Source organism: Companilactobacillus suantsaicola (assembly GCF_004745525.1).
Classification (GTDB): Bacteria; Bacillota; Bacilli; order Lactobacillales; family Lactobacillaceae; genus Companilactobacillus; species Companilactobacillus suantsaicola.
The window spans coordinates 1-7,225 of the sequence record NZ_RKLY01000052.1; the positions used below are offsets into that span (position 1 = coordinate 1).

The following is a 7,225-nucleotide window of genomic DNA, read 5'->3' on the forward strand; positions in this document are numbered from 1 at the left end:
AAAAAAATATGCCCGTGTTTATCACTCAACAATTGTCTATTAATACAGGAGCATTTACTGGTAACGCATATATTACTAAACAAGGAAGATTGGTTACAATCCAATATTCTGGAATGGACGCCAATAATAACTATACAAATTTTGCTACATTGCCAGATTGGGCTTATCCATTGCATCAAGTTGCTGGAATAGTTTTCACGATGGATCAGAACTATCACACGTATTCAGCTGGTGCACTTCAAATAAGTACAAGTGGGAGCATGACAGTTCAATCAAGTATTGGGTATGGATATGCCCAATTTACAGTAACGTATGTCACAGCTAGTTAGGGAGTTAAACGATGAAATTTACATTAATCGAAAATGAAACGCCATATCCCAATTTCTTGCAAATCAATGATGATAATTTCAAACTAGCTGCCAGTGAATTGGGGGCGGTTTGGAAGCTGTTATCAAGCAACTACCTAGTTAATAAAGATGTGATTCCAAAAGCTAGTTTCAAGCCGTTGTACGCAGTGAAAGATGATTCTGCTATTTATAGCAATTGGTTATATGATTTCGACAAACTCGAAAATTTGATTAATCATTTGATCCTACACGGGTTTAAAGATAACGACATCATAAGAGCAGATTTCACCAATTATGAGATTTTTGAGATTGATGTGCCAGAAACAATTTATTTTACAAAAGATTATATAAATACCGTAAACATGGACTGGGTAAATGTTGATAAGATTATCGCAGATTTACATTCCAGCCTTATTTTTTATGGTTTTGAAAGGAAAGATAACTAAAAATGGACGAAAGCAATGAAAACATTCTTAACCAAGATGGCTGGCTACCAGTTTCGCCAGATTCTGTTGGTGGATATTTGAAAATTGATTTGAATAAAGTTGATCTGGTTACATATTCACTTAACAAACGTTTCAGACAAGGTGAAAATGGTGCTGATCTTAAAATGTGGTTCTATGATGGTAACATCCCTCATCAATTAGACCCAAAAAACTCTTCTGTAACTCTTTACGGCGAGGATTCAAACAGTAAGTACAAAGTAGTTTCGGCTCAACCAGATTCTGACTGGCAAAGTGGACGAGTTGTTATGTACTTGCCTTCTCAATGCTTCGCTAGTGCTGGTCAATACAAGCGAACAGTTATCGAGGTCAAGAATAGCGACCAAGTAATTGCTACGATTAACTTTAATTTAGACGTATTGCCAAATGATTTCTACAACATAAACATTGGTTCGGTCAATTTCTCAAGTACATTGACAGACAAGATTGTTACAGCGTTGAATAATGCTAATGCTCAAGTTGAAGCTAGTGCCAACGCTGCCGACGACGCTGTAAAGAAATTTCAATCTGATTATGATTCTTTGAATCAAATTGGACAGAATATTAAGCAATTGTTTGCTGATAATGATGTTGTTTCAAAGGCAACATTTAATGACCACGTTACGGCAATGGCTACAAAAATATATAAGGCAAGTGACATTAATTGGCAATCACCATTTAAATCTTGGCACACAGCCGGTGGCTCTAGCTTGATTTTACGTGATGGCATTGTAGAGATGTCAATTGCCGCTATTAACACTTCTACTGGTGGCTCGACTGTATTCATGTTACCAGTGGAGTGCAGACCAAAAACTGAAAAAATTGGTATGGGAACGGCAATGGATACAGATGGACATAATGCTGAATCAATATTCGTTTCATTCATGCCAGATGGACGTGTGATACTTGAAAATACTACACATACGACTGCCAAGGTTATTTTTGTTACGGCCTATTCATTAGCATTGGATGATAGTGAAAAGGAAGATTCAGACCCTGTATCAATAGTTTCTAATATAAAAGACCCAACAGATAATGACCCTATTGTCGGTGTATATCAACCAACAAATGTATATGGTCAAGATGGTGCTATTGGACGTGCTCTTGATGTTAATGAGACATATGCAGTAATCAATACAGGAACCATGAAAGGCCGTGACGTAGTTAGAGTCGCAACAAATGAGTGGGTATTTAAAGATAACATTGCATATTCTTATGGTGTTTCATCCGGAACCATTACAGCAAAGGGGACATCACAAACTGGTTATCATGAATCCGGTCAAAGCATTACATTGAAATTGGAAGATGATTTACCATATACATTCACTAGAGTTATGGAAATTGGTAGTAAGAAGGCATATCGTGTTGCCACAGATCAATACCTTGATGAGAAAGACGGAACAGTTAAATAAAAAGCAATCGACTAAATAGAATAGCCGGTTGCTTTTTTGCTTTGAGGAGGTGTTGCTATTGGCTTTGTCAACGATTCTAACAATTATTTCAATAATAGGTGCCATAGGTGGTTTATTGGCCGGTATTTTTGGCTTATTAAAAAAAATAATTGAATTCATTGATTCGGTTGATGCAGTAATAACTCATGTTAATGATTTAGATGAAAAATCAATAAATGTACATGAAGACATTTATTTGAAATTACACAATCATGACCAACATTTGACGAAACATGATGAACAATTAAAGACCTTATTCGAATGGAAAAGGGAAAAGTTGAAAGGAGGTGATTGATTGGATATTGTTAATGGTTTTGGACTTGTTAGTACGTCTGAACTGGCGATTATAGGTATTGGTGTTTATTTCATCATTCAAGCTATCAAGATTTCTAAGATAAGGATTGCTAATACTTACTTGCCGTTCGTGGCTATGGGCGTTGGTATCATTGTCGGTTTGATAATTGGTCAAATTTATGGTGATGTTAGCCTTGCAAAAGCTGGATTGGCTGGATTCCTTGTCGGTGGGACTACTGCTGGTTTATTTACAGGATTTAAAGGTATTACAGGTGGTTACAAGAGTAACGACAAACATTAAAGAAAGAAGTGTTTAATTTGGCACAATTTAATATTGATACACAATATGCTTTAGGGGCAAATGAAGGTTCAAATCAAAAAACAAATAATATGTTTATCATTCTTCATGAGACGACCAATGATGGTGCGGCAAACAACGCTCACTATTTTAAGAATAATTGGTCTACAAGCCAAACGTACGTGCAATATGTTATTGGTGATGGAGGAAAAATTTACCAAGTAGGTGCTGATGGATATGTTGCTTGGGGAGCTGGAACTTATGCAAATGAAAATTCTCCAGTACAAATTGAATTAGCTCGTACATCTGATAAAGTAACTTTTGAAAAAGATTATGCTACTTTTGTTAACTTTGCTCGATATAAAGCACAGCAATTTGGCATTCCTTGTACCCTTGATGTCGGTGGAAAATACGACAAAGGTATTAAAACTCATAAATGGGTTTCAGACAATATCTGGGGGAACCATATTGATCCAGTTGAAAGCTACTTAAAACCCTTCTGGCACATTGATGAAGGCCAGTTGGCTAAGGATATTGCTAACGGGGTTGGAGGTTCCACAAGCGGTGGTTCAACTACTCAAACAAAACCAGCCAGAAATGTTGTAACTGTTAAAAATGGTCCAAGCACAGGTATTGCTGGATGGAATGGTAAGGGACAAATTGTTCCCGGTTCTAATTCAACGTTTAAAAATGGTACTGCATGGCAATCAGCCGGCGTATATCTAATTAATGGTTTACCAATGTATAAAGTTGGTGGAGACGAGTATATTCCTAAAAAATATACGGACCAAGCTGGAATTATTACAATCAATTCAATCCATGGCGTGAATGCTTTTGATGGAAATGGTAATAAGATTGCTGGCACTGAAAGTACGTTTATGGATTATAGCCAATGGAAGTCACCAGATACAGGTGTCAAAGTTATAAATGACAAAGTATTTTTCTTGGTAGCAACTAATGAATACGTAGATGGCTTTTACACAATTGGTGGCGGAAACAAATAAAAGGAGAATTTAATAGAATGATTAGAAAATTTAGTTCGAACGGTATCTTTGCAACACAAGGTAATAGTATTGATTTGTATGTTATTAGTGGTAATACATTTACACCTAATGGATCAGTATTGAGTCCGAATACATCTTGGCAATATCAAGAGTATGCTTATGATGAATCTTTAAAGAAGAAGTTTTTTAAAGTTGATAATACTGAATGGGCTGCTTTTGATAAGCCGGGACAGAATGCTTCAACAACACTTGATAATTCAGATGGTAACTTCCAAATTAAAATCGACAGGGATTTTGATTATAGTGCCGCCAAGTTGGTATTGCATCCGGTAGTCGTTTATCACAAAGATAAAGCAGCAACTAATGCTTATCCAACTGATGGAAGTAGATTTTTAGTTGATGGAGCAATTGAAATGTATGATACAGAGGATAATAACGGATATGTTACATCAGCTTATAACACTGGTTTTAAGGTTGATAATACTGATTACTATTGCAGTCAAGATGTTTTCCCAGATGCAAAATTAACCAGCTCGACTGGCTCAATTTATGGGGACCATGTAACGCCTATCTCAAAGATTATTAATATTAATAGTGTTGCACCCGATTATTTTGATTTGAATGGTAATGCTGTAACAGGCGTTCATTACAATCTTGGCCATCAAATTTTATCTGATGCAATCTATACGACAAACAATCGTACAGGTTACAAGATTGGTGACAATCAATTTATTAATATCAATGATGCAACTGGTACATCATTGATGAGTGGTTCATTCTATCCATCAAATAAGGGGGTCGATTAATATGTTAAATATTTTTGTAGGTGGTTCCGGAGCAACCAAAGATTTTATTGTAAATGATGCTAATGGAAGTGTTGCAAGTCACTGGGGTGTTGATCCAAGTATTTTTAATATCATCACTGTTACTAAAACTGGTGAGGCTAAATTTGTTAAACGTGTCTCAGGTTCTAAAAATGCAACTGTTACTTTCCAAACGTATCATTACAATGTTGGTGAAGTTGAGAATACAGGTTTTTATCTAGAAAATGCTGTTCAATTGTTTAGAAATGCTGAGGGACCAAATGATATGGTAAATATCTTAGGACATTCTAACGGTGGTAATGCAGTTGTAAGATGGCTTGAAACGTATTCTCCTAACTACATTAATAGCATTGTTACAGCAGCAACTCCTTACAATGGTAAATCTATGACTGTTAAGCAAACAGGATTTGTTAAGGAAGTTATGGCCAACAAAGATAAAATTAAATACAATAGTGTTAATGTTTTTGTTGCCAGAGATGATGATATTCATACATTCCCATCAAAATATGCTAATGATGGTGTGATTTCAGAAGATTCAGCACTTTGTGGTTCATTAGTATTTCCAGATAGTATTACCGTGGTTGCTAATAATCAAAATCATGGAACTATAATGTGGTCACCTGAAGTTATAAATGTTGTAAAAAAATGGTTTTAAAAAGAGGATCATCTATAAGTATTTTTATACTTATGGATGATCCTCTTTTTTTATTTATAATAACTGTTGAAAATATAATCGCTTGTTTTAAAGCTTAGTTTATTATTCCAATATTCAGAAGATTGCATATTTAATGTATCGTTTAAAAATACATAATTATTGTACGGAACTTTATATTTTAAGGGTCTGGATTCTGAAAGAAAAGAACTATCATTCACACGTTGAATATTAGAATGGTAATTGGCCATCATCATAAACATAGTTAAGGAATATGTAATAAAAATCAATATTAAGATAGCTTTTTCTAAAATTTTAGAGGATTCATTCGATAATGTATCTATAGCTTTTCGAAAATATAGTATTGATACAATGAATAGAAAAACGAATGAACTAAAATACTCTCTAATAAATATAGGAGACAAAATAAAAAAGAAGGGTACGATTAATGCAAGAAAACTAAATAAATAAAAATAAATATCTAAGAATTTTATATTGTTAAAGATTATGAATGTAGATATTAATATAAACAAAAAAAATAGTACACCAAATACTGTATCAAAATAGGCAAAAATCTTATTAACATTTATGATTTGATTTGTGTATTCATTTATTTTGTAATTATATTTAATATAAATGTTTACAATGGAATAATATGAAATAAATAACAAGGAAGATGAAATCAAAAAAAGTTTTATCTTTTTATTAGAAATATTTTTCCATGAAATTATTAAAATGGAGATGGAAATTAGTAGAATGATTTGCCAATTGAAAGTTAATATCCAAAAGTGTGTAATGAAATTGAAATTATGTATAGATTTGACAAAGGAAAAAGCAACTTTGTGATATGAAGAATTATTATGATGGTATGATGGATTCGAGAACATTATAATTGCTGACATTAAGGCTCCTAAGAGATAAGCATACATAGGTTTTAGAGATAAATTATATAATTTAAGCTTGTTTATAGTGTGGATAAGCAAGATTGAAAAGAATCCAATAAAAATTTGATAAATAGTCATATGTTCGACAAAAAGTCCACCAGCCAACGAAATTAAGAAATAGATAGGAATAGGTAACATAGATTTTTTTTTAATATGATTTTTAATCAAAACAAAATAGAAAAGTAATAATGTGATAGGTGGAAGATAATTTGCAAAGCCACTAAACCATAAGAAAATACTTCTAATATATTCCATTTGAAAAATAGTTAGAAATGCTAATGATAATCCGAGAGATACTTTTCCCTTACCTGTTAAATTCCATATACACCAAATAAATAAAGTTACAGTACTGGCATACACTATGGCGGCAAATAGAGAGCTGTGCATTATTAATATTTCGAATATATTTCCCAAGTATCTACCATTGCAGCTCCCACCAAACACTGGATTATTTCCATAGAAATTGTGTTTTAGTAAATAAATGCCATTATTTCCCCACCAAAAGTAGTCATCTCCAACAGGAATTATTAAAAAAGACATGATAATGAAATATATATATATCATTACAAAAGAAAAGTAATAATTTTTTTTAAAAAGCATAAATCTTTCCTCGTACCTTGATTTGTTTTTATCTAATTAACATAATATCATCACTAATAAAGATATCCAAATATGTCCAAGGTTCATAATTTACTGTAAATTGCCTTCTATAGTATAAAAACATCCATCATCTATTAATTTAAGTGATGGGTGCTTTTTAGTGACTGGGTTGTGATACAATTTTGATTATTGAAGAGCTGGAAATTAATAAATATTTTACCTTTTAACTAGGTAAAAAAGGGTAAGAAAAGATAACTATTTGCGCTTATTTTGCGCAAAAGCGTCATAAAGACTGATACATGGGCTTTTTCAAATCCTGTACTCTCCTT

At 33.1% G+C, this 7,225-nt stretch carries 9 protein-coding genes; 8 read left to right on the top strand and 1 reads right to left on the bottom strand.

Annotated features, from left to right (window positions below; genetic code table 11):
• From EGT49_RS12535 to EGT49_RS12170, 8 genes are all read left to right on the top strand, one after another.
• Window positions 1-329: hypothetical protein (locus tag EGT49_RS12535; protein WP_167849844.1), on the top strand; the 329-nt coding region annotated here is incomplete at its 5' end.
• A gap of 11 nt (window positions 330-340) precedes the next feature.
• On the top strand, window positions 341-793 hold the full coding sequence (locus tag EGT49_RS12140) for a hypothetical protein (protein WP_135374649.1): 453 nt from the start codon (window positions 341-343) through the stop codon (window positions 791-793).
• Between the two features lie 2 nt (window positions 794-795).
• Window positions 796-2,241 carry a BppU family phage baseplate upper protein gene (locus EGT49_RS12145; RefSeq protein ID WP_135374651.1) on the top strand — a complete coding sequence of 482 codons (1,446 nt, stop codon included), beginning with the start codon at window positions 796-798 and terminating at the stop codon, window positions 2,239-2,241.
• A gap of 58 nt (window positions 2,242-2,299) precedes the next feature.
• Entirely contained in the window at window positions 2,300-2,575 is a 276-nt protein-coding gene (locus tag EGT49_RS12150) for a hypothetical protein (protein WP_135374652.1), read from the top strand.
• Entirely contained in the window at window positions 2,576-2,875 is a 300-nt protein-coding gene (locus tag EGT49_RS12155) for a holin (protein ID WP_135374654.1), read from the top strand. It abuts the gene before it with no gap.
• 17 nt (window positions 2,876-2,892) lie between these two features.
• Window positions 2,893-3,876 carry a peptidoglycan recognition protein family protein gene (locus EGT49_RS12160; RefSeq protein WP_135374656.1) on the top strand — a complete coding sequence of 328 codons (984 nt, stop codon included), beginning with the start codon at window positions 2,893-2,895 and terminating at the stop codon, window positions 3,874-3,876.
• Window positions 3,877-3,893: 17 nt separating this feature from the next.
• Window positions 3,894-4,682 (top strand): hypothetical protein, encoded by a 789-nt coding sequence (locus EGT49_RS12165; protein ID WP_135374658.1) that lies wholly within the window; start codon window positions 3,894-3,896, stop codon window positions 4,680-4,682.
• A 1-nt stretch (window position 4,683) separates the two neighbouring features.
• Window positions 4,684-5,355, top strand: a complete 672-nt coding sequence (locus tag EGT49_RS12170; RefSeq protein WP_135374660.1) for an alpha/beta hydrolase — start codon at window positions 4,684-4,686, stop codon at window positions 5,353-5,355.
• A 50-nt stretch (window positions 5,356-5,405) separates the two neighbouring features.
• On the opposite strand, the gene EGT49_RS12175 is transcribed toward EGT49_RS12170, so the two are convergent.
• Complete coding sequence (locus tag EGT49_RS12175) at window positions 5,406-6,896, bottom strand: DUF6056 family protein (protein ID WP_057815975.1); 1,491 nt, start codon at window positions 6,894-6,896, stop codon at window positions 5,406-5,408.
• Window positions 6,897-7,225 lie beyond the last annotated feature (329 nt).

Excerpts from the sequence above, each read along its gene's own strand:
- EGT49_RS12140 (WP_135374649.1), top strand. The coding sequence starts at position 341 with ATGAAATTTACATTAATCGAAAATGAAACGCCATATCCCAATTTCTTG.
- EGT49_RS12145 (WP_135374651.1), top strand. The coding sequence starts at position 796 with ATGGACGAAAGCAATGAAAACATTCTTAACCAAGATGGCTGGCTACCA.
- EGT49_RS12165 (WP_135374658.1), top strand. The coding sequence starts at position 3,894 with ATGATTAGAAAATTTAGTTCGAACGGTATCTTTGCAACACAAGGTAAT.
- EGT49_RS12170 (WP_135374660.1), top strand. The coding sequence starts at position 4,684 with ATGTTAAATATTTTTGTAGGTGGTTCCGGAGCAACCAAAGATTTTATT.
- EGT49_RS12175 (WP_057815975.1), bottom strand. The coding sequence starts at position 6,896 with ATGCTTTTTAAAAAAAATTATTACTTTTCTTTTGTAATGATATATATA.